This window comes from Terrabacter koreensis (assembly GCF_054783315.1).
On sequence record NZ_BAAGQU010000004.1, the window covers coordinates 725,060 to 744,231 of the forward strand.

Sequence of the window (19,172 nt, forward strand, 5' to 3'; positions counted from 1 at the left end):
CACGTCCTGCCCTGGTCGTACGGCGTAACACTAGAAAGTCCTGAGGAGGACCACAGTGGCGAAGGCAAAGTTCGAGCGGACCAAGCCGCACGTCAACATCGGCACCATCGGTCACATCGACCACGGCAAGACGACGCTGACGGCTGCGATTTCCAAGGTTCTGCACGACAAGTACCCGGACCTGAACCCCCAGTTCGCGTTCGAGGACATCGACAAGGCTCCCGAGGAGCGCCAGCGCGGTATCACCATCTCGATCGCGCACATCGAGTACCAGACGGAGGGTCGTCACTACGCCCACGTCGACTGCCCGGGTCACGCTGACTACGTGAAGAACATGATCACGGGTGCGGCCCAGATGGACGGCGCCATCCTGGTGGTCGCTGCCACCGACGGCCCCATGCCGCAGACGAAGGAGCACGTCCTGCTCGCCAAGCAGGTCGGCGTCCCCTACATCGTCGTGGCGCTCAACAAGGCCGACATGGTCGACGACGAGGAGATCCTCGAGCTCGTCGAGATGGAGGTCCGTGAGCTCCTCTCCGGCTACGAGTTCCCCGGCGACGACCTGCCGGTCGTCAAGGTCTCGGCGCTCAAGGCCCTCGAGGGCGACGCCGAGTGGGGTCAGTCGGTTCTCGACCTCATGGACGCCGTGGACACCTACATCCCGGAGCCCGAGCGCGACATCGACAAGCCGTTCCTCATGCCCGTCGAGGACGTCTTCACGATCACCGGTCGTGGCACGGTCGTCACCGGCCGCATCGAGCGCGGTGTCCTCAAGGTCAACGAGGACGTCGAGATCGTCGGCATCCACACCGGCCCGGCCACGAAGACCACGGTCACCGGTGTCGAGATGTTCCGCAAGCTGCTCGACGAGGGTCGCGCCGGTGAGAACGTCGGCCTGCTCCTTCGTGGTGTCAAGCGCGAGGACGTCGAGCGCGGCCAGGTCGTCGTCAAGCCCGGCTCGATCACGCCCCACACCGAGTTCGAGGCTCAGGTCTACATCCTGGGCAAGGACGAGGGTGGCCGTCACACGCCGTTCTACGACAACTACCGTCCGCAGTTCTACTTCCGCACCACGGACGTGACCGGCGTCGTGCACCTCCCCGAGGGCACCGAGATGGTCATGCCCGGCGACAACACCGACATGTCGGTCGAGCTCATCCAGCCGATCGCCATGGAGGAGGGCCTCAACTTCGCCATCCGCGAGGGTGGCCGCACGGTTGGCGCCGGCAAGGTCACGAAGATCAACAAGTGACCTGACGCTGCCTCCGCAGCACAGATCCACCGCAGTACGCGTAGGGCCCGTTCCGCTTCGGCGGGGCGGGCCCTTCCGCGTACCTCCCGCGACTGACGTCTCGCGCTCCCGTCGTAGCCGGCCCGCGGCCGCGCGATGCGCGGCGTGGCTCGCGTCACCCGGCAGTCAGTCGGCGTCGAGGAGGGTCAGGGCCCGGCCGACGGTCTTGATGGTGTCGGTGGTGATGGGGTCGAGGACGAGCTGGACGTGGACGGCTCCGGCCTCGACCATGGCGTGGAGGTGCTCGGCCACGGCGCCGGGGTCGCCCGCGACGGGGCTCACCGCGGCGGCGTACGCGGAGTCGCCCATGACCCGCCCGGTGCCTCCCTCGAGCTGGACGTAGACGGCGGCAGTGGCGCCGACCTCGTTCGGGGCGCGGCCGGCCTCGGCGGCTGCAGAGTCGACGCGCTCACGGAGCCGGGCGAACTCGTCGGGGGAGTTGCCGTAGTCGCTCCACCACGTGTTCCACAGGTCCACGTGGGGCAGCGCGATGCGCAGCATCCGCGGGCCGGTCGAACCCAGCATGAGCGGCGGTCCGCCGGGCCTCGTCGGCGGCGGGTCGAGCACACAGTCGGTCAGGTCGTGGAACCGGCCATGGTGGTCGATGCGACCCTCGCGCAGGAGGGTCCGGATCACGGTGAAGGCCTCCTCGAAGCGCGAGATGCGCTGGTCGAAGGGGAAGCCGTAGGCGGCGTACTCGCGCTCGTTCCAGCCCGCGCCGAGGCCGAGGACCAGGCGGCCGCCGGAGATGCCGTCGACGGTCGCGGCCATCTTGGCGAGCATCGCCGGGGCGTGGAAGGCCGTCGAGGCGACGAAGGGGCCGAGCTCCACGCGTGACGTCACGGCGGCGACGGCGGCGAGCGAGGTCCAGACCTCCCAGGGGCCGCGCGTCACTCCGCCGGGCAGGTCGTAGAGCAGGTGGTCGCCGAGCCACAGCGAGTCGAGGCCGACGTCCTCGGCGGTGCGCGCCATGGTGAGCAGCTCGGGCCAGCCGACCCGCCGCTCGACCTCGGGCAGCTGGACGCCAACCTTCAGCGGCCGACTCATGGGGCTACTGGCCGAGGGCGACGAGGACGACGGTGTCTGAGTCGGCCGCGAGGTAGGCGGTGGCCCGGAAGGAGCCCTGGGCGAAGAGGGCGTCGAGCGCCTTCGAGGTCAGCAGCCGGCCGGACGGCACGGCCGAGCGCACGCCGTCCTCGACCTCGGGGGTCCCGGCGGTCGGTTGGGGAGCGGCTGCGCGCAGGGTGGCGGCGGTCTCGGGCGTCACCTCCACCACGGCGTCGATCCAGTAGGTGGAGGGACCGGGCGCGTCCCCACCGAGCGTGCCCGACATCCACGTCGCAGAGACCGGCTGGCCCAGGGCGCTGAAGCGCTTCGTCAACGGCTCGAGGTCGGTGCGCACCTCACCGGTGCCGGTCTTGGTGCCAGGGGCGGCGCTGCTCACGGTGCTCCTCGTGCGGTCGGTGGACGGGTCGGGCTGGGTGCTGCACGCTCCGGCTGCGGTCAGGGTCAGCAGGGCGGCGGCGGTCGCCAGGGCGCGGCGGCGGTGGCTCATCGGCTGCTTCCTCGTTCGTCGGCTCGGTCCTCGCGACCGAACCCCGGCGTGCGCTCGACGTCGCCCGTGCCCACGTCGATGGTGGGCGGCGGCGAGCCGACCGGCCACGTGATCGTACGCGTGACGTCACCGCTCGACGGGAACGGCTTGGCCCAGCCGATCTCGGTGAAGCGGCCGTTCTCGTTGTCGCCCGCGCCGCTCGCGATGTCGGACTGGTCGGGGTTGAAGTTGTAGTAGTCCTCGGCGTGGACGGTCACCTGCATGGAGACCTGGCCGTTCTCGACGGTGACGTCGGCGCTGCTCCACTGCTGGTAGCCGCCGATCGTCTTCTGCCAGTTCTCGGTCTTGGGGTAGGCGGTGGCCGGGTGGGCCTCGCCCGTCGTGCTGAAGTGGGTGTTGCCGCCCCGAACCATCTCGTCGACGGCAGCCGCGGTGCGCGCCACCTCCTCGTTGACGTTCGCCGCGATCGACGGGTCCTCCTTCACGCCCTCCTCGTAGTCGAAGCGCACCGGCTCGCCGTCGTTGTCCCAGTAGTGGGCGTACATCGCCGTCGCGTCGTCGAGGTCCGACTTGAGGGCCCGGCCCGCCTCGAGCTTCGCCATCCACTCGAGCTTGGCGAGGTGGTCGTGCCAGTTCGACTCCTTGGAGTCGTACGCGAAGCCCTCGTCCCACTCGATGTCGGGCCTGTCGGGCTCGCCGAAGTCGTAGCCGTCGACGGGTCCACCGACGCCGGTGGTGGCGGGCCCCGGGGGAGTAGTCGGAGTGGGAGCGGGGCCGGGCGACGGCGAGGGCGTGGTCCCGCCGAAGGACATCGGCACGGGACCGCCCAGCGGGCTGCCTCCACCGGCGCCGTTCGCCGCACCCGGTCCGCTGCCGCCCTCGCCGCTCGTGCCGCGCTGCCGGGCGGCGTTCTCGCGCAGCCTTGCGCCGAGACCGGTCAGGGCGTGCTCGAGGGCGTCGATGCCGGGGGCTGACGAGCGCCAGTCGCCCCGGAAGGAGTCGAAGTCGCCGCCGCCCCAGGCGGAGCCGAGGGATCCGACGGCGTGGTCGACGGCGGACCGGGCCGCACGGCAGTCGCCGGCGAAACGGTCGAGCCGGCCGGCGGAGCGCTCGAGGGCGTCGGGGTCGGCGCCCTTCCTGTACACGACCACGGCTGTGCCCTCCCCGAGCGTCGGTGACGCGACCGGGGCGCGGCCGCTGCTGACGACCCTAGGCAGCCTGCCGACCGTCGGCCAATGGGGAGCACTCCCCGACGTCCGCGCGACGTCGAGGGCCCGGCCGGCTCAGGCGCCCGCGCGCCTCCAGAACCGCGGGGTCACCTCGGGCAGGGCCGCCCCGAGCCAGGCGAGGTTCGTCGACGAGTCGGGGCAGCGCGGCGTCGGGCATCGAGCGATCCTCGCAACCCGGGGCGCGCGGCGCTCGACGGGCACCGGTGGATAGGGTCGGGAGCCATGGCGCACTCGTTCGACACCGACACCGAAGCCCAGGGGCTCATCGACTACGTCGACGCCAGCCCGACGCCGTTCCACGCGTGCGAGCAGGCGGCCCGGAGGCTCTCGGCGGAGGGCTTCTCCGAGGTCGACGAGCGTGCCGCGTGGCCGACCGAGCCCGGCCGCCACTACCTCGTGCGTGGGGGCTCGCTCATCGCCTGGGACACCACGGGTGCCCACGGCGCCGGCGCCGGTCCCGCGGCGGGCTTCCGCGTCGTCGGGGCGCACACCGACAGCCCCAACCTGCGCATCAAGCCGAACCCCGACCACAGCCGGGCCGGCTGGCAGCTGCTCGGCGTCGAGCCCTACGGCGGCCTCATCCTCAGCTCGTGGCTCGACCGCGACCTCGGCCTCGCCGGCCGGGTCGCCGTGCGGGGCCGCGACGGCGTCGAGTCGCGCACCTTCCACGGCCATGACGCGCTGCTCCGCGTCGCCCAGCTCGCGATCCACCTCGACCGCACCCAGAACGAGGCCCTCAGCCTCAACAAGCAGGCGCACATGGAGCCGCTGTGGGGCGTCGGCGACGAGCCCGGCGACTTCGTGGGCTACCTCGCCGAGCAGGTCGGCGTCGACCGCGAGGACGTCCTGTCGTGGGACGTCATGGCCCACCCGGTCCAGCCGTCGACGCGCCTCGGCCGCTCGCGCGAGCTCATCGCGGCGCCCCGCCTCGACAACCTCGCCACCTCGTATGCCGGCGTGCGGGCCCTGCTCGACGCCGTGGCCACCGAGCCCACCCACGTGCCGGTGCTCGTCCTCTTCGACCACGAGGAGATCGGCAGCACGTCCGAGCGCGGCGCCACCTCGACCCTGCTGCCGTCGGTGCTCGAGCGCATCGTCGCGGCCGGCGGTGGCACCCGCGACGACTACTGGCGCGCCCTCGCCTCCACCGTCATCGCCTCGGGCGACATGGGCCACGCGACCCACCCCAACTACGCCGAGCGGCACGAGCCGATGCACACGATCAGGGTCAACGGCGGCCCGGTGCTCAAGGTCAACACCAACCTGCGCTACGCCACCGACTCGGTCGGCGCGGCGGCGTTCCGGCTGGCCTGCGAGCAGGCCGGGGTGCCGATGCAGACGTTCGTCACGCGCAGCGACCTGCCCTGCGGCTCGACGGTCGGACCGGTCACCTCGTCCCTCACCGGCGCCACGACCGTCGACTTCGGGGCGGCGGCCCTGTCGATGCACAGCACCCGTGAGCTGATGGGCGCCGACGACCCGGCCATGTATGCCGGCGCGCTGAGCGCCTTCCTCGCCCCCGCCTGAGAGCCGACCGGCACCACGCGTGCTCACCCGCCCGGGTGGCGGGACGGCATACGGCCGGCGGGTGGACGGGCGTGGGAGGATGGGCCCGTGGACGCCCCAGCGCTCGACGTGCCCGACCGGCCGACGCTCGTCTACGACGCGGACTGCGGCTTCTGCACGCGCAGCGCCCTCTTCGCCAAGCGCTGGGTCGACCGACGCGACCGCTTCGCCGTGCGACCGTGGCAGGAGCTCGACCTCGCGTCCGTCGGCCTCTCGGCGGAGGACTGCGACGAGGCGGCCCAGTTCGTGACCGCCGACGGCTCGATCCGCTCGGGACACCGGGCCATCGCGAGCGCGGCCACCCACGGGGCGCCGGCCTGGCGACCGGTCGGCTACCTGCTCATGGCTCCGGGCATCTCACGGGTGGCCTCCCGAGCGTACGGCTGGGTCGCCGAGCACCGTCACCGGCTGCCGGGAGGCACGCCGGCGTGCTCGCGGCCGGCGTCGACGGCGGGGGAGTGACCCCGAGGGTCCTGCGTGCATGGCTCGGTCGGCACGCCCGACGCGCCACGGACCCCTGGCCTGCGACGACGCCCGTCCTCGATTTGATAGTGCGTCGCCGCCTCTGGCACACTGTTCAGGTTGCTTGACGCGCGTCGCTGACCCATGTCGGTGGCGCCGCCCCTTGAGAGCCTCCTGACGGGGACTCGCCCGGACTCCTCTCGGAGGCCCGAGGGAAGCGCAAGCCACCCGGTTCGGCCGGGCAATCCACACCGGAAGTAGCACGGAAGTGCGTCACTTTCGCCGCGAAGCGGGCGCGACACGCCCGACCTCGGGGGTCGGATGCCAAGGGAACCGGAAGTCAGAAGCGAGAGAGAGACGTTCATCAGATGGCGGGACAGAAGATCCGCATCCGGCTGAAGTCGTACGACCACGAGGTCATCGACAACTCGGCCCGGAAGATCGTTGACACAGTGACGCGCGCCGGCGCGACCGTGGTGGGCCCCGTCCCGCTGCCGACGGAGAAGAACGTCTTCGTCGTCATCCGGTCGCCGCACAAGTACAAGGACAGCCGCGAGCACTTCGAGATGCGCACGCACAAGCGCCTCATCGACATCATCGACCCGACGCCCAAGGCCGTCGACTCGCTGATGCGTCTCGACCTGCCGGCGGACGTCAACATCGAGATCAAGCTCTGAGGCGGTTGCTGACATGACTGTTGCTCAGAAGAACGTCAAGGGCGTGCTCGGCGAGAAGCTCGGCATGACCCAGGTGTGGGACGCCGACAACAAGCTCGTCCCCGTGACCGTCGTCAAGGCCGGCCCCTGCGTCGTCACGCAGGTGCGCGCCGACGAGACCGACGGCTACTCCGCGGTCCAGATCGCCTTCGGCGCGATCGACCCGCGCAAGGTGAACAAGCCGATGTCGGGCCACTTCGAGAAGGCCGGCGTCACGCCGCGCCGTCACCTCGTCGAGCTCCGCACGAGCGACGCCGCCGACTACGAGCTCGGCCAGGAGATCACGGCCGAGTCCTTCGAGGCGGGCCAGCGCGTCGACGCGACCGGCACGACCAAGGGCAAGGGCTTCGCGGGTGTCATGAAGCGTCACGGCTTCGCCGGCGTCTCGTCCTCGCACGGTGCCCACCGCAACCACCGCAAGCCGGGCTCCATCGGCGGCTGCTCGACCCCGGGCCGTGTCTTCAAGGGCATGCGCATGGCCGGTCGCATGGGTGGCGTTCGCCAGACGACCCAGAACCTCCAGATCCACGCCGTTGACGCCGAGAAGGGCCTGCTGCTCATCAAGGGTGCCGTTCCCGGCCCCCGCGGTGGCATCGTCCTGATCCGCACGGCTGCGAAGGGTGCATGATCGACATGGCAACCAAGACCCCGAACCTGCCCGCCGAGATCTTCGACGTGCAGACGAACGTCCCGCTGATCCACCAGGTCGTGGTGGCCCAGCTCGCGGCCGCTCGTCAGGGCACGCACTCCACGAAGACCCGCGGCGAGGTCCGCGGCGGTGGCCGCAAGCCGTACCGCCAGAAGGGCACCGGCCGCGCCCGTCAGGGCTCGACCCGCGCCCCGCAGTTCGCCGGCGGTGGCACCGTCCACGGCCCGCAGCCGCGTGACTACGCGCAGCGCACCCCCAAGAAGATGAAGGCCGCCGCCCTGCGTGGCGCCCTGTCCGACCGGGCCCGCTTCGACCGCATCCACGTCGTCGACGCCATCGTCTCGGGCGACGTGCCCTCGGCGAAGGACGCCGCCGCGCTGCTCGCCGGCCTGACCGAGCGTCCCAACCTGCTCGTCGTGCTCGAGCGCACCGACGAGGTGTCGTTCAAGTCGGTCCGCAACCTGCAGAACGTCCACGTCCTGGTCGCCGACCAGCTCAACACGTACGACGTCCTGTGCGCCGACGACATCGTCTTCACCCAGGCTGCCCTCGACGCGTTCGTGGCCGGTCCCGTGAAGGCCGACAAGGCCGACAAGGAGGCCGCCAAGTGAGCATCCACGCCAAGGACCCCCGCGACATCCTGATCGCGCCGGTCGTCTCCGAGAAGTCGTACGGGCTGCTCGACGAGGGCAAGTACACCTTCATCGTCGACCCGCGTGCGAACAAGACGGAGATCAAGATCGCCATCGAGCAGATCTTCAACGTCAAGGTCGACAAGGTCCACACCCTGAACCGCCAGGGCAAGACCCGTCGCACCCGATTCGGCCTCGGCAAGCGCAAGGACACCAAGCGTGCGATCGTCTCCCTCCGCGAGGGCTCGATCGACATCTTCGGTGCGGGCGCCTGAGATCGACGAAAAGGACTGAAACCACATGGGTATCCGTAAGTACAAGCCGACCACACCGGGCCGTCGCGGCTCGTCGGTCGCCGACTTCGTCGAGATCACGCGCTCCACGCCGGAGAAGTCGCTCGTGCGCCCCCTGTCGAAGACGGGTGGCCGCAACAACGCCGGCCGCATCACGACCCGTCACATCGGTGGCGGCCACAAGCGCGCCTACCGCGTCATCGACTTCCGTCGCCACGACAAGGACGGCGTGCCGGCCAAGGTCGCTCACATCGAGTACGACCCCAACCGCACCGCGCGCATCGCGCTCGTCCAGTACTCCGACGGCGAGAAGCGCTACATCCTCGCGCCGAACAAGCTCAAGCAGGGCGACCCGATCGAGAACGGCCCCGCGGCCGACATCAAGCCGGGCAACAGCCTCCCGCTGCGCAACATCCCGGTCGGTACGGTCGTCCACGCGATCGAGCTGAAGCCGGGTGGCGGCGCCAAGATCGCCCGCTCCGCGGGTGCTCGCGTGCAGCTCGTCGCCAAGGACGGCCCCTACGCCCAGCTGCGTATGCCGTCCGGTGAGATCCGCAACGTCGACGCGCGCTGCCGCGCGACCGTCGGCGAGGTGGGCAACGCCGAGCAGAGCAACATCAACTGGGGCAAGGCCGGCCGCATGCGCTGGAAGGGCAAGCGCCCGACCGTCCGTGGTGTCGCGATGAACCCGGTCGACCACCCGCACGGTGGTGGTGAGGGCAAGACGTCCGGTGGACGTCACCCCGTCTCCCCGTGGGGTCAGGCCGAGGGCCGCACCCGCAAGGGACACAAGGAAAGCGACAAGCTCATCGTGCGTCGCCGTCGTACTGGCAAGAAGCGCTGATAAGGAGCCTTTGGAATGCCTCGTAGCCTGAAGAAGGGCCCCTTCATCGACGACCACCTTCAGAAGAAGGTGGACGCCCAGAACGAAGCGGGCACGAAGAACGTCATCAAGACCTGGTCGCGTCGTTCGGTCATCAGCCCGGACATGCTCGGTCACACCTTCGCCGTCCACGACGGCCGCAAGCACGTCCCGGTGTTCGTCACCGAGTCGATGGTCGGCCACAAGCTCGGCGAGTTCGCACCGACCCGCACGTTCAAGGGTCACGTGAAGGACGACAAGAAGGGTCGTCGTCGCTGATGGCCATCGAATCCAAGGAAGAAGTCATGGAAGCCAAGGCCTCGGCGCGGCACGTCCGTGTCAGCCCGCAGAAGGCTCGCCGTGTCGTGGACCTGATCCGCGGCAAGGCGGCCACCGACGCCGTCACCACGCTGACGTTCGCCCCGCAGTCGGCCTCCGACCCGGTCAAGAAGGTGCTCGAGAGCGCCATCGCCAACGCCCGCGTCAAGGCCGACCGCGAGTCGGTCGCCTTCGACGAGCGCAACCTGGTCATCACGGCCGCGTTCGTCGACGAGGGCCCGACGATGAAGCGTTTCCGTCCGCGTGCCCAGGGCCGCGCCGGTCGCATCAACAAGCGCACGAGCCACATCACCGTGGTCGTCGCGCAGCCGGAGAACACGAAGGGAGCCCGCTGATGGGTCAGAAGGTCAACCCCCACGGCTTCCGTCTCGGCATCACGACGGACCACAAGAGCCGTTGGTTCGCCGACTCGACGAAGTCGGGTCAGCGCTACCGCGACTACGTCAAGGAAGATGTCGCCATCCGTCGCCTGATGGAGAAGGGCATGGAGCGCGCCGGTATCGCCTCGGTCGAGATCGAGCGCACCCGCGACCGCGTCCGCGTCGACATCCACACGGCCCGCCCGGGCATCGTCATCGGCCGCCGCGGCGCCGAGGCCGACCGCATCCGTGGCGAGCTCGAGAAGCTCACGGGTAAGCAGGTCCAGCTGAACATCCTCGAGGTCAAGAACCCCGAGATCGTCTCCCAGCTGGTCGCCCAGGGCATCGCCGAGCAGCTCTCGGCCCGTGTCGCCTTCCGTCGCGCCATGCGCAAGGGCATGCAGTCCGCCCAGCGCGCCGGCGCCAAGGGCATCCGCGTGCAGGTCTCGGGCCGCCTCAACGGCGCCGAGATGAGCCGCACCGAGTTCTACCGCGAGGGTCGCGTCCCGCTGCACACGCTGCGTGCGCAGATCGACTACGGCTTCTACGAGGCCCGCACGACCTTCGGCCGCATCGGCGTCAAGGTCTGGATCTACAAGGGCGACATGACGGCGAAGGAGCTCGCGGCCCAGCAGGCCGCCGCCCCGCGCCCGTCGCGCGGCCCGCGTCGTGACGGCGGCGACCGCCCGAACCGCGCCCGTCGTGGTGACCGCAACGAGACCGCCGCTGCTCCGGCAGTGAACGAGACCGCTGCTGCCGAGGCCCCCGCCGCGGCGAGCACCGAGAATGAGCAGGCCTGACCCATGTTGATTCCCCGTCGAGTCAAGCACCGCAAGCAGCACCACCCGAACCGCCACGGCGCGGCCAAGGGTGGGACGACGATCGCCTTCGGCGACTACGGCATCCAGGCCCTCGAGCCCGCCTACGTCACCAACCGGCAGATCGAGTCCGCTCGTATCGCGATGACCCGTTACATGAAGCGTGGCGGAAAGGTGTGGATCAACATCTACCCCGACCGTCCGCTCACCAAGAAGCCCGCCGAGACCCGCATGGGTTCCGGTAAGGGTTCGCCGGAGTGGTGGATCGCCAACGTCAAGCCGGGCCGCGTCATGTTCGAGATCTCGGGCGTGGCCGAGCCGGTGGCGCGCGAGGCCATGCGTCTCGCGATGCACAAGCTCCCCATGAAGTGCCGCTTCGTTCAGCGTGAGGGTGGTGACATCTGATGGCAGTCGGAACCAAGGACCTGGCTCCCGAGCAGCTGCGTGGTCTCGACGACACCAAGCTGGCGGACGAGCTGAAGAAGGCCAAGGAAGAGCTGTTCAACCTGCGTTTCCAGTCGGCCACCGGTCAGCTGGACAACCACGGCCGTCTGCGCGCCGTCAAGAAGGACATCGCACGGATCTACACCGAGATGCGTGAGCGTGAGCTCGGCATCGGCTCGGCCCCCGCCGCCCCCAAGGCGGAGGAGAAGGCCGACAAGGCGGAGAAGAAGGCCGCCAAGGCCGACAAGGCCGAGAAGGCTGACAAGGCCGAGAAGAAGGCCAAGAAGGCTGACAAGGCGCAGGAGGCTGACGCATGAGCGAGCAGGAGAAGGTCGTGAGCGACCAGGCGAACGAGCGCAACTACCGCAAGACCCGTCAGGGCTACGTGGTGAGCGACAAGATGGACAAGACCGTCGTCGTCGAGGTCGAGGACCGCGTCAAGCACGCCCTCTACAGCAAGGTCATCCGCCGCACCAACAAGGTCAAGGCGCACGACGAGCAGAACGCAGCCGGCGTCGGCGACCGCGTGCTGATCATGGAGACGCGCCCGCTCTCCGCGACGAAGCGCTGGCGCATCGTCGAGATCCTCGAGAAGGCCAAGTAAGCCACCCCCCATTTCCGTTCGGCAAGGCTCATCCGGGCAACCGGTGAGAACCAGCACGACGACAGGAGTTAGAAGTGATTCAGCAGGAGTCGCGGCTGCGCGTCGCCGACAACACCGGTGCCAAGGAGCTCCTTTGCATCCGTGTTCTCGGTGGCTCGGGCCGTCGGTACGCCGGCATCGGCGACACGATCGTCGCCACCGTCAAGGACGCGATCCCTGGCGGCAACGTGAAGAAGGGTGACGTCGTCAAGGCCGTCATCGTCCGCACCGTCAAGGAGCGTCGCCGTGCCGACGGTTCCTACATCAAGTTCGACGAGAACGCTGCGGTGATCCTCAAGACCGACGGTGACCCCCGTGGTACCCGCATCTTCGGCCCGGTGGGCCGCGAGCTTCGCGAGAAGAAGTTCATGAAGATCATCTCGCTCGCGCCGGAGGTGCTGTGAACATGGCGAACAAGCCGACCAAGATGAAGATCAAGAAGGGTGACCTCGTCCAGGTCATCTCCGGCCGCAGCCAGAAGAACGGCGGCGACCGGGGCAAGCAGGGCAAGGTCATCGCGGTCTTCCCGGAGAACCAGCGCGTGCTGGTCGAGGGCATCAACCGGGTCACCAAGCACGTCAAGGCGGGCGCGACCGCCCGTGGCACGCGCACCGGTGGCCTGACGCACACCGAGGCCGCGATCCACGTGAGCAACGTCGCGATCGTCGACCCCGAGTCGAAGAAGCCGACCCGCATCAAGACGCGTGTCGAGTCCGTCGAGCGGAACGGTCGCCAGAAGGCGGCCCGCGTCCGTGTCGCGGTCAAGTCGGACAAGGACCTCTGAGAATGACTGAGACCAGCACCAAGCCGCGCCTCAAGCAGCGCTACCAGGACGAGATCAAGGGCTCCCTGCAGGAGCAGTTCGGCCACGCCAACGTCATGCAGGTCCCCGGCGTCGTTAAGGTCGTCGTCAACATGGGTGTCGGCGACGCGGCCAAGGACAGCAAGCTGATCGAGGGCGCCGTGCGCGACCTCACGGCCATCACCGGTCAGAAGCCGGTCGTGACCAAGGCTCGCAAGTCCATCGCCCAGTTCAAGCTGCGTGAGGGCATGCCGATCGGCGCCCACACGACGCTGCGTGGCGACCGCATGTGGGAGTTCCTCGACCGCCTCGTCACGATCGCCCTGCCGCGCATCCGTGACTTCCGTGGCCTCTCGCCGAAGCAGTTCGACGGCAACGGCAACTACACGTTCGGTCTGACCGAGCAGTCGATGTTCCACGAGATCGACCAGGACAAGATCGACCGCGTGCGAGGCATGGACATCACCGTGGTCACCACGGCGACCAACGATGACGAGGGTCGCGCGCTGCTCAAGCAGCTCGGCTTCCCCTTCAAGGAGAACTGACATGGCCAAGACCGCGCTCGTTAACAAGGCGAACCGGAAGCCGAAGTTCAAGGTCCGCGCGTACACCCGCTGCCAGAAGTGCGGTCGCCCGCACTCGGTGTACCGCAAGTTCGGCCTCTGCCGCATCTGCCTTCGCGAGATGGCTCACGCGGGCGAGCTGCCGGGCGTGACCAAGAGCTCCTGGTAACCGGCTCCCGAGCCCAGCACCACCCAGACCAACACACCTCTGACACCGTAGGTCGACCACCCGGCACATGCCGGCGGCAGATGCCGAGGTCGAAACCCCGGTGAGGAAGGGCGGAGAGCCCACCATGACCATGACTGACCCGATTGCGGACATGCTGACCCGCGTCCGGAACGCCAACTCGGCGCACCACGACGTCGTCTCCATGCCGTACTCGAAGCTGAAGAAGAACATCGCCGAGATCCTCCAGGCCGAGGGCTACATCGCCTCCTGGAAGATCGAGGAGGCCGAGGTCGGCCAGACGCTGACCATCGACCTCAAGTACGGCCCCAACCGCGAGCGCTCCATCGCCGGAGTGCGCCGCGTGAGCAAGCCCGGTCTGCGCGTCTACGCCAAGTCGACGAACCTGCCCAAGGTTCTCGGCGGGCTCGGCGTCGCGATCCTGTCGACCTCGACGGGACTGCTGACCGACAAGCAGGCACACGAGAAGGGCGTGGGTGGGGAAGTCCTCGCCTACGTCTGGTAAGGAGACGAAGACATGTCGCGAATCGGACGACTTCCTGTCTCCATCCCCTCGGGTGTGGACGTCAACGTCAGCGGCCAGGACGTCACGGTCAAGGGCCCCAAGGGTGAGCTCTCCCTGACCGTCGTTCAGCCGATCACCGTCGAGCTGGCCGAGGGCAACCTCGAGGTCAAGCGCCCCGACGACGAGCGTGACTCGCGCTCGCGTCACGGCCTGACCCGCTCGCTCATCAACAACATGGTCCTCGGTGTCACCGAGGGCTACGAGAAGAAGATGGAGATCCACGGCACGGGTTACCGTGTCGCCGCGAAGGGCTCGGACCTCGAGTTCTCGCTCGGATACTCGCACCCGATCCTCATCCAGGCTCCCGCCGGCATCAACTTCGCCGTCGAGAACCCGACCCGCTTCTCGGTGCAGGGCATCGACAAGCAGCTCGTCGGTGAGGTCGCGGCCAACATCCGCAAGCTGCGCAAGCCCGACCCGTACAAGGGCAAGGGCGTTCGCTACGCGGGCGAGCAGATCCGTCGCAAGGTCGGAAAGGCCGGTAAGTAAGCCATGGCAATGATCATCAAGCGCGGCAAGTCCAAGGCTGCCGCTCGCATCCGTCGCCAGGTCCGCGGTCGCAAGAAGATCAGCGGCACCACCGCCCGTCCCCGCCTCGTCGTGTCGCGTTCGAGCCGTCACCTCTTCGTCCAGGTCGTCGACGACACGGTCGGCAAGACCGTGGCCTCGGCCTCGACGATGGAGGCCGACCTGCGCGCGTTCGAGGGTGACAAGACCGCCAAGGCCAAGAAGGTCGGCGAGCTCGTCGCCTCGCGTGCCAAGGACGCCGGTATCGAGGCCGTCGTGTTCGACCGTGGTGGCAACAAGTACCACGGCCGCGTCGCCGCGATCGCCGAGGGCGCCCGTGAAGGTGGGCTGTCCCTGTGACCAAGCACTTCGTGACCGCAATTGTTGAGATGAGGAACATCTGATGCCCGGACAGCAGCGTCGAGGCACCGGCCCCGCCGGTGGCGGCGAGCGCACCGAGCGCGGAGACCGCCGCGACAACCGCGGTGGCCGCGACAACCGCGACAGCCGTGACGACAAGAACCAGTACGTCGAGCGCGTCGTGACCATCAACCGTGTCGCCAAGGTCGTCAAGGGTGGTCGTCGCTTCAGCTTCACCGCCCTCGTCGTCGTCGGCGACGGTGACGGCACCGTGGGTGTCGGCTACGGCAAGGCCAAGGAAGTTCCCGCGGCCATCGCCAAGGGTGTCGAGGAGGCCAAGAAGAACTTCTTCAAGGTCCCGCGCATCCAGGGCACCATCCCGCACCCCGTCCAGGGTGAGGCGGCCGCTGGTGTCGTCATGCTCCGCCCCGCCGCCCCCGGTACCGGTGTCATCGCCGGTGGCCCGGTGCGTGCGGTGCTCGAGTGCGCCGGCATCCACGACGTCCTCAGCAAGTCGCTGGGCTCCGACAACGCCATCAACATCGTGCACGCGACGGCCCAGGCCCTGCGTGACCTCGAGCGCCCCGAGTCGGTCGCTGCCCGTCGTGGCAAGACCCTCGAGGAGGTCGCTCCGGCGGCCATGCTCAGGGCCCGTGCGGCCGGCCTCGCCGAGGCCCAGGCTGCGAAGGCTGGTGCGTGATGGCTCGTCTCAAGGTGACCCAGACCCGTTCCGAGATCGGTGGCAAGCAGAACCAGCGTGACACGCTGCGCAGCCTCGGTCTGAAGCGCATTGGCGACGTCGTCGTCAAGGAGGACCGTCCCGAGATCCGCGGGATGGTCAAGACGGTGACGCACCTCGTGACCGTCGAGGAGGTTGACTGACCATGGCCGACAACGCCAAGAAGTCGGGCGAGTCCGCCCTCAAGGTCCACCACCTGCGTCCGGCCCCCGGAGCCAAGACCGCCAAGACCCGCGTCGGTCGTGGTGAGGGCTCCAAGGGCAAGACCGCCGGTCGTGGCACCAAGGGCACCAAGGCCCGCTACCAGGTCCCGGAGCGTTTCGAGGGCGGCTCGATGCCGATGCACATGCGCCTTCCGAAGCTCCGCGGCTTCAAGAACCCGTTCCGCACCGAGTACCAGGTCGTGAACCTGGACCGCCTGCAGCTCCTCTTCCCCGAGGGCGGCCAGGTGTCGGTCGAGGACCTCGTCGCCAAGGGTGCCGTCCGCGACGGCTTCCCGGTGAAGGTGCTCGGGACGGGCGAGATCTCCGTCAAGGTCGAGGTCGAGGCGCACAAGTTCTCGGCGTCCGCCAAGGAGAAGATCGAGGCCGCCGGCGGCACGGTCACCGCCATCGCAGGCTGAGTGACCGGTCCAGCGTGACCCCCACACACCTCGTGTGAGCAGCGCCCCGAGCGCCAGCCGCGCGCCGACGTGACGTCGGTTACCGCGGTCGGAGGCTCGGGGCGCTGCGCCTTTGCGTTAACCTTCCACGGATTGCATGAATGACGCCGCGCCACCGCGCGGCCCCCAGGAGGACCCAGTGCTCGCCGCCTTCGCACGCGCGTTCCGTACCCCGGACCTGCGCAAGAAGCTGCTTTTCACGCTCGGCATCATCGTGCTGTTCCGGCTCGGCTCGCACGTGCCGACGCCCGGTGTCAGCTACAGCCTCGTGCAGAACTGTCTCGAGGCCAACAAGGGCCAGTCGGGTGACCAGAGCGGGTTCCTCAACCTCGCCAACCTCTTCAGCGGCGGTGCGCTGCTCCAGCTGTCGGTGTTCGCGCTCGGGATCATGCCGTACATCACGGCGAGCATCATCATCCAGCTGCTCACGGTGGTCATCCCGCGCTTCGAGGCGCTCAAGGAGGAGGGCCAGTCGGGTCAGACCAAGCTGACCCAGTACACCCGCTACCTGACGATCGGTCTCGCGATCCTCCAGTCGGCGACCCTCGTCACCTTCGCGCGCAACCCCTCGAGCCTGTTCGGCGGGTCGTGCAGCTCGATCATGACCGACCAGTCGATGGTCACCATCGTGATCATGGTGCTCACCATGACGGCCGGCACCGGCCTGATCATGTGGTTCGGCGAGCTGATCACCGACAAGGGTGTCGGCAACGGCATGTCCCTGATGATCTTCACGTCGATCGCCGCCGGCTTCCCCGCCTCGCTCTGGGGCATCCGCGAGAACAAGGGCTGGGGCACCTTCCTCGGCATCATCATCCTCGGCATCTTCGTCATCGCCGCGGTCGTCTTCGTCGAGCAGTCGCAGCGCCGCATCCCCGTCCAGTACGCCAAGCGCATGGTCGGCCGGCGCATGTACGGCGGCACGTCCACGTACATCCCGCTCAAGGTCAACATGGCCGGCGTCATCCCGGTCATCTTCGCCAGCTCGCTGCTCGCCCTGCCGGGCCTCATCGCGCAGTTCAACACGCGCGCCGACGGCAACAACCCCGACTGGGTGACGTGGGTGCAGTCGAACCTGGTCCGCGGTGACCACCCCATCTACATGGCGATCTACGTCGCCCTCATCCTCTTTTTCACGTTCTTCTACGTCTCGATCACGTTCAACCCGACCGAGGTCGCCGAGAACATGAAGAAGTACGGCGGCTTCATCCCGGGTATCCGGGCCGGGCGACCCACGGCCGAGTACCTCAACTACGTCCTGACCCGAATCACCGTGCCGGGTGCCATCTACCTCGCGATCGTCTCGCTCATCCCGCTCGTGGCCCTCGTGCTCGTCGGCGCCAACCAGAACTTCCCGTTCGGCGGCACGTCGATCCTCATCGTCGTGGGTGTGGGCCTCGAGACGGTCAAGCAGATCGAGGCGCAGCTGCAGCAGCGTCACTACGAAGGGTTCCTCCGTTAAATGCGACTGATCATCCTCGGCCCGCCCGGCGCCGGTAAGGGCACCCAGGCGGCGCGGATCGCCGACCGCCTCGGCATCCCGGCCATCTCGACCGGCGACATCTTCCGCGCCAACATCAAGGACCAGACCCCGCTGGGTGTCAAGGTCGACGAGATCATCAAGTCGGGTGGCTACGTCTCCGACGACATCACCAACGAGATCGTCGAGGACCGCCTCTCCTGGGACGACGCCACCCACGGCTTCCTCCTCGACGGCTATCCGCGCACGTCGGGCCAGGTCGACGCGCTCGACGCGATGCTCGCGCGCCACGGTCACGCCCTCGACGCGGTCCTCGAGCTCGAGGTCGACGAGGACGCCATCGTCGAGCGCCTGCTCAAGCGGGCGCAGACCGAGGGTCGCGCCGACGACACCGAGGACGTCATCCGTGAGCGCCAGGCGATCTACCGCAAGGAGACCGCCCCGCTGGCGCACCACTACGACCAGGTCGGCCTCCTCGTGAAGGTCGACGGCATGGGCGAGGTCGACGAGGTCACCGACCGCGTCATCGCCGCCCTGCCCCAGCACGCCTGATGTTCGGACGCCGCACCCGGCTCCAGGGCCGCACCGACGAGCAGCTCCTCCTCATGCGCGAGGCGGGGCTGCTCGTCGGGCGCACCCTCGAGATGCTTGCGGGCGAGGTGCGCCCCGGCGTCACCACGCTCGAGCTCGACCGCCTCGCCGAGGACTTCATCCGCAGCCACGGCGGCATCCCGAACTTCCAGCTCGTGCCGGGCTACAGCCACACGCTGTGCACGAGCGTCAACGACGAGGTCGTCCACGGCATCCCGGGCACGCGCGTGCTGGAGGCGGGCGACATCGTCTCGATCGACTGCGGCGCCGAGGTCAAGGGCTGGAACGGCGACGCGGCGTTCACCGCGGTCGTCGGCGGCCCCGAGGCCGGGCGCCCCGAGGACCTCGCCCTCATCGCCGCGACCGAGGCCAGCCTGTATGCCGGCATCGCCGCGATGCAGGTCGGTGGCCGGCTGTACGCGGTGGGCGACGCCGTCGAGGCGAGCATCGAGAGTGCCGCCGACCGCGACGGTCGCGTCTACGGCGTCATCGACGAGTACGTCGGCCACGGCATCGGCACCCAGATGCACATGGACCCGCAGATCCCGAACTACGCCGTGCGAGAGACGGGCCCGAAGCTCGTCGACGGCTTCACCGGCGCCATCGAGCCGATGATCACGCTCGGGTCCACCGACACCAAGGTGCTCTCCGACGACTGGACCGTCGTCACCGCCGACGGGTCGCGCGCCGCGCACGCCGAGCACTCGGTCGCCGTCCGTGAGGACGGGCTCTGGATCCTCACGGCCATCGACGGTGGCAAGGCTGCCCTCGAGGCCGTCGGGGCGGCATACGCCCCCCTCGGCGTCACGGTCTGAGAAGCGGACCGTCGGGCTCACCGAGCGACACGGTGTCCGGCGGC

The 19,172-nt window shown here is 68.8% G+C and carries 30 protein-coding genes; 27 read left to right on the top strand and 3 right to left on the bottom strand.

Annotated elements, in window-relative coordinates; genetic code table 11:
* Positions 1 to 55 precede the first annotated feature (55 nt).
* Positions 56 to 1,252 (top strand): elongation factor Tu, encoded by a 1,197-nt coding sequence (tuf, locus tag ACYVNR_RS06110; protein WP_045191911.1) that lies wholly within the window; start codon positions 56 to 58, stop codon positions 1,250 to 1,252.
* A 165-nt stretch (positions 1,253 to 1,417) separates the two neighbouring features.
* Here the strand turns inward: tuf and ACYVNR_RS06115 are convergent, their stop codons facing one another.
* From ACYVNR_RS06115 to ACYVNR_RS06125, 3 genes are read right to left on the bottom strand one after another with little or no spacing between them, the layout of a single operon-like run.
* The gene (locus ACYVNR_RS06115; protein ID WP_461047275.1) at positions 1,418 to 2,338 is read right to left on the bottom strand and encodes an LLM class flavin-dependent oxidoreductase; all 921 of its coding nucleotides are present in this window, start codon (positions 2,336 to 2,338) and stop codon (positions 1,418 to 1,420) included.
* A gap of 4 nt (positions 2,339 to 2,342) precedes the next feature.
* Positions 2,343 to 2,846, bottom strand: a complete 504-nt coding sequence (locus ACYVNR_RS06120) for a hypothetical protein (RefSeq protein WP_045191910.1) — start codon at positions 2,844 to 2,846, stop codon at positions 2,343 to 2,345.
* Positions 2,843 to 3,997, bottom strand: a complete 1,155-nt coding sequence (locus tag ACYVNR_RS06125) for a WXG100 family type VII secretion target (protein WP_461047278.1) — start codon at positions 3,995 to 3,997, stop codon at positions 2,843 to 2,845. Before ACYVNR_RS06125 ends, ACYVNR_RS06120 begins: the two co-directional genes overlap by 4 nt.
* A 300-nt stretch (positions 3,998 to 4,297) precedes the next feature.
* Between ACYVNR_RS06125 and ACYVNR_RS06130 the strand changes: the two genes are divergently transcribed.
* The 26 genes from ACYVNR_RS06130 (at position 4,298) to map (ending at position 19,128) form a co-directional block, all read left to right on the top strand.
* Positions 4,298 to 5,602 (top strand): M18 family aminopeptidase, encoded by a 1,305-nt coding sequence (locus ACYVNR_RS06130; RefSeq protein ID WP_461047280.1) that lies wholly within the window; start codon positions 4,298 to 4,300, stop codon positions 5,600 to 5,602.
* Positions 5,603 to 5,689: 87 nt separating this feature from the next.
* The gene (locus ACYVNR_RS06135) at positions 5,690 to 6,103 is read left to right on the top strand and encodes a thiol-disulfide oxidoreductase DCC family protein (protein ID WP_458798555.1); all 414 of its coding nucleotides are present in this window, start codon (positions 5,690 to 5,692) and stop codon (positions 6,101 to 6,103) included.
* Positions 6,104 to 6,471: 368 nt separating this feature from the next.
* Positions 6,472 to 6,780 carry a 30S ribosomal protein S10 gene (rpsJ, locus tag ACYVNR_RS06140; protein WP_009775966.1) on the top strand — a complete coding sequence of 103 codons (309 nt, stop codon included), beginning with the start codon at positions 6,472 to 6,474 and terminating at the stop codon, positions 6,778 to 6,780.
* 13 nt (positions 6,781 to 6,793) lie between these two features.
* Entirely contained in the window at positions 6,794 to 7,447 is a 654-nt protein-coding gene (rplC, locus tag ACYVNR_RS06145; protein WP_386050631.1) for a 50S ribosomal protein L3, read from the top strand.
* Positions 7,444 to 8,079 carry a 50S ribosomal protein L4 gene (rplD, locus tag ACYVNR_RS06150; RefSeq protein ID WP_045191906.1) on the top strand — a complete coding sequence of 212 codons (636 nt, stop codon included), beginning with the start codon at positions 7,444 to 7,446 and terminating at the stop codon, positions 8,077 to 8,079. Before rplC ends, rplD begins: the two co-directional genes overlap by 4 nt.
* Entirely contained in the window at positions 8,076 to 8,375 is a 300-nt protein-coding gene (gene rplW / locus ACYVNR_RS06155) for a 50S ribosomal protein L23 (protein ID WP_026864143.1), read from the top strand. The genes rplD and rplW overlap by 4 nt, the downstream gene beginning before the upstream one ends.
* Before the next feature lie 25 nt (positions 8,376 to 8,400).
* A complete protein-coding gene (gene rplB, locus ACYVNR_RS06160; RefSeq protein ID WP_020143241.1) occupies positions 8,401 to 9,237 on the top strand; it encodes a 50S ribosomal protein L2 in 837 nt (278 codons plus the stop codon).
* A gap of 15 nt (positions 9,238 to 9,252) precedes the next feature.
* A complete protein-coding gene (gene rpsS / locus ACYVNR_RS06165; RefSeq protein ID WP_026864141.1) occupies positions 9,253 to 9,534 on the top strand; it encodes a 30S ribosomal protein S19 in 282 nt (93 codons plus the stop codon).
* A gap of 26 nt (positions 9,535 to 9,560) precedes the next feature.
* Complete coding sequence (gene rplV, locus ACYVNR_RS06170) at positions 9,561 to 9,929, top strand: 50S ribosomal protein L22 (RefSeq protein ID WP_045191904.1); 369 nt, start codon at positions 9,561 to 9,563, stop codon at positions 9,927 to 9,929.
* Positions 9,929 to 10,753 carry a 30S ribosomal protein S3 gene (gene rpsC / locus ACYVNR_RS06175; RefSeq protein WP_030194229.1) on the top strand — a complete coding sequence of 275 codons (825 nt, stop codon included), beginning with the start codon at positions 9,929 to 9,931 and terminating at the stop codon, positions 10,751 to 10,753. The genes rplV and rpsC overlap by 1 nt, the downstream gene beginning before the upstream one ends.
* 3 nt (positions 10,754 to 10,756) lie before the next feature.
* A complete protein-coding gene (gene rplP, locus ACYVNR_RS06180) occupies positions 10,757 to 11,176 on the top strand; it encodes a 50S ribosomal protein L16 (RefSeq protein ID WP_020143237.1) in 420 nt (139 codons plus the stop codon).
* Positions 11,176 to 11,532: a 50S ribosomal protein L29 gene (gene rpmC / locus ACYVNR_RS06185; protein ID WP_045191902.1), complete on the top strand. Its 357-nt coding sequence runs from the start codon at positions 11,176 to 11,178 to the stop codon at positions 11,530 to 11,532. The genes rplP and rpmC overlap by 1 nt, the downstream gene beginning before the upstream one ends.
* The gene (gene rpsQ / locus ACYVNR_RS06190) at positions 11,529 to 11,819 is read left to right on the top strand and encodes a 30S ribosomal protein S17 (RefSeq protein ID WP_045191901.1); all 291 of its coding nucleotides are present in this window, start codon (positions 11,529 to 11,531) and stop codon (positions 11,817 to 11,819) included. Before rpmC ends, rpsQ begins: the two co-directional genes overlap by 4 nt.
* A 74-nt stretch (positions 11,820 to 11,893) precedes the next feature.
* Positions 11,894 to 12,262 (top strand): 50S ribosomal protein L14, encoded by a 369-nt coding sequence (gene rplN, locus ACYVNR_RS06195; RefSeq protein ID WP_045191900.1) that lies wholly within the window; start codon positions 11,894 to 11,896, stop codon positions 12,260 to 12,262.
* A gap of 2 nt (positions 12,263 to 12,264) precedes the next feature.
* The gene (rplX, locus tag ACYVNR_RS06200) at positions 12,265 to 12,642 is read left to right on the top strand and encodes a 50S ribosomal protein L24 (protein WP_045191898.1); all 378 of its coding nucleotides are present in this window, start codon (positions 12,265 to 12,267) and stop codon (positions 12,640 to 12,642) included.
* 2 nt (positions 12,643 to 12,644) lie between these two features.
* Positions 12,645 to 13,205 (top strand): 50S ribosomal protein L5, encoded by a 561-nt coding sequence (rplE, locus tag ACYVNR_RS06205; protein ID WP_045191897.1) that lies wholly within the window; start codon positions 12,645 to 12,647, stop codon positions 13,203 to 13,205.
* A gap of 1 nt (position 13,206) precedes the next feature.
* Positions 13,207 to 13,392 carry a type Z 30S ribosomal protein S14 gene (locus tag ACYVNR_RS06210; RefSeq protein ID WP_020143231.1) on the top strand — a complete coding sequence of 62 codons (186 nt, stop codon included), beginning with the start codon at positions 13,207 to 13,209 and terminating at the stop codon, positions 13,390 to 13,392.
* A 124-nt stretch (positions 13,393 to 13,516) separates the two neighbouring features.
* On the top strand, positions 13,517 to 13,915 hold the full coding sequence (gene rpsH / locus ACYVNR_RS06215; RefSeq protein WP_045191896.1) for a 30S ribosomal protein S8: 399 nt from the start codon (positions 13,517 to 13,519) through the stop codon (positions 13,913 to 13,915).
* A 12-nt stretch (positions 13,916 to 13,927) separates the two neighbouring features.
* The gene (gene rplF, locus ACYVNR_RS06220; protein ID WP_045191894.1) at positions 13,928 to 14,464 is read left to right on the top strand and encodes a 50S ribosomal protein L6; all 537 of its coding nucleotides are present in this window, start codon (positions 13,928 to 13,930) and stop codon (positions 14,462 to 14,464) included.
* Between the two features lie 3 nt (positions 14,465 to 14,467).
* Positions 14,468 to 14,842, top strand: coding sequence for a 50S ribosomal protein L18 (gene rplR / locus ACYVNR_RS06225; RefSeq protein ID WP_045191893.1), 375 nt, complete (start codon positions 14,468 to 14,470; stop codon positions 14,840 to 14,842).
* A 43-nt stretch (positions 14,843 to 14,885) separates the two neighbouring features.
* Positions 14,886 to 15,542, top strand: coding sequence for a 30S ribosomal protein S5 (gene rpsE, locus ACYVNR_RS06230; protein ID WP_045191892.1), 657 nt, complete (start codon positions 14,886 to 14,888; stop codon positions 15,540 to 15,542).
* Entirely contained in the window at positions 15,542 to 15,724 is a 183-nt protein-coding gene (rpmD, locus tag ACYVNR_RS06235) for a 50S ribosomal protein L30 (protein WP_045191891.1), read from the top strand. The genes rpsE and rpmD overlap by 1 nt, the downstream gene beginning before the upstream one ends.
* A gap of 2 nt (positions 15,725 to 15,726) precedes the next feature.
* On the top strand, positions 15,727 to 16,203 hold the full coding sequence (gene rplO, locus ACYVNR_RS06240; RefSeq protein ID WP_045191890.1) for a 50S ribosomal protein L15: 477 nt from the start codon (positions 15,727 to 15,729) through the stop codon (positions 16,201 to 16,203).
* Positions 16,204 to 16,381: 178 nt separating this feature from the next.
* Positions 16,382 to 17,704, top strand: a complete 1,323-nt coding sequence (gene secY, locus ACYVNR_RS06245) for a preprotein translocase subunit SecY (protein ID WP_461047288.1) — start codon at positions 16,382 to 16,384, stop codon at positions 17,702 to 17,704.
* Positions 17,705 to 18,274, top strand: a complete 570-nt coding sequence (locus tag ACYVNR_RS06250) for an adenylate kinase (RefSeq protein ID WP_045191888.1) — start codon at positions 17,705 to 17,707, stop codon at positions 18,272 to 18,274.
* The gene (gene map, locus ACYVNR_RS06255) at positions 18,274 to 19,128 is read left to right on the top strand and encodes a type I methionyl aminopeptidase (RefSeq protein WP_461047290.1); all 855 of its coding nucleotides are present in this window, start codon (positions 18,274 to 18,276) and stop codon (positions 19,126 to 19,128) included. Before ACYVNR_RS06250 ends, map begins: the two co-directional genes overlap by 1 nt.
* The last annotated feature ends 44 nt before the right edge of the window (positions 19,129 to 19,172 follow it).